At 36.0% G+C, this 1,171-nt stretch carries 2 protein-coding genes; both read left to right on the top strand.

The genetic code is table 11. The features are described 5' to 3' along the window. Positions 1–228: 228 nt before the first annotated feature. On the top strand, positions 229–603 hold the full coding sequence (locus BM253_RS17140) for a DUF7793 family protein (RefSeq protein WP_091526710.1): 375 nt from the start codon (positions 229–231) through the stop codon (positions 601–603). Position 604: 1 nt separating this feature from the next. After that, the coding region (locus BM253_RS17135; RefSeq protein ID WP_143095714.1) for a hypothetical protein at positions 605–1,171 on the top strand (567 nt) is incomplete at its 3' end.

The following is a 1,171-nucleotide window of genomic DNA, read 5'->3' as shown; positions in this document are numbered from 1 at the left end:
TAATTGTTTCCAATAAATTGTTGTGGTTAATTTTAGCCATAATCCGTATTATAAAATCCTAAAATTGCTAAAAATAAAGCTGTTAGCTCCTATACTAACTCCAAATAATACCTTTTGAATAACTATTTATACCTTTCTGATAACTTTTAAGCTTAGATTTATCTTTTTAAAAAAAATTTAGTTATAATTTTATTAACTGTTAAACATACAATCAAAACACCCCAAATTATGTTAACTAACTATGAAAATGATTTCGCCTCTTACGAGTTGAAAGATTCCCTGCTTTACATCAGTTACAAAGAAGGGAGATATATAGATTATGATGCCGCGACAATAATCGTTGAAGACCGCCTTCGGTTTCAGTCATATAAATCATATGCTATCCTTTGCGATGTTTCGCTGGTCCAAGACATCAGTGCAGATGCAAGGGAATATCTTGCAGATTACGGATATTCGATGGTGAAGGCTGTGGCTCTGTATTCTTCAGCGCACACACTGCGAACGCTCTCAAACTATTTTGTAGCCATCAACAAACCAAAAATCCCTACAAACATTTTTGATAACCTGACAGAAGCTGAAACCTTTTTAAAAAAATATATCTGATATGAAAAACTTTACCTGTTCGCTTGAGCGCTGGCGCAACTATAACGAAAGCATGCTGGAGCTTGCTAAGGGAAACCTTAGCAAAAAATTAATCCTCAGTAATTTAAACGATGATTTTGAGGGATTAGAAGCCCTTTTAAATTGGATAAACGACGAATGGAGGCAGCGCGTACTCCACATGACCTTTACGAAGCCCAGTGAATCACAGAAATTCGTCAACCATTTTGAGATCATATTAGACAACGAACTGTATATAAAGGATACCGACGAACTATTTCCTCAATTTATGAACATTGATGATGATCTTACAGACGGTCATAAAATTACTGACTTTATCAGAGCATCAGAACAGAAAGCCTTTTCCGAGTACCTAAATTATCTTAGAACCAACGGTACTGCAGCTATTGAAACACCTTCGATTACCGTACTGAACGTCCCGTTTTTATACAGCATTAAAAAGTTGGGCTCAAAACGCGGCTATATCCTTAACCTCTTTCAAATACATTTGGACAAGAAGTACTTTCGAAAAGGAATAAGACCGGAATCCGCGGAAATTGTCAAACTGGAG

Origin of the sequence: Paenimyroides ummariense (genome assembly GCF_900115115.1) — a bacterium.
Lineage (GTDB): Bacteria > Bacteroidota > Bacteroidia > Flavobacteriales > Flavobacteriaceae > Flavobacterium > Flavobacterium ummariense.
This window is presented reverse-complemented; position numbering and strand designations above follow the sequence as displayed.

What these genes read in the sequence shown, in the direction of transcription:
- BM253_RS17140 (WP_091526710.1), top strand. Translation starts at nt 229, where the DNA reads ATGTTAACTAACTATGAAAATGATTTCGCCTCTTACGAGTTGAAAGAT.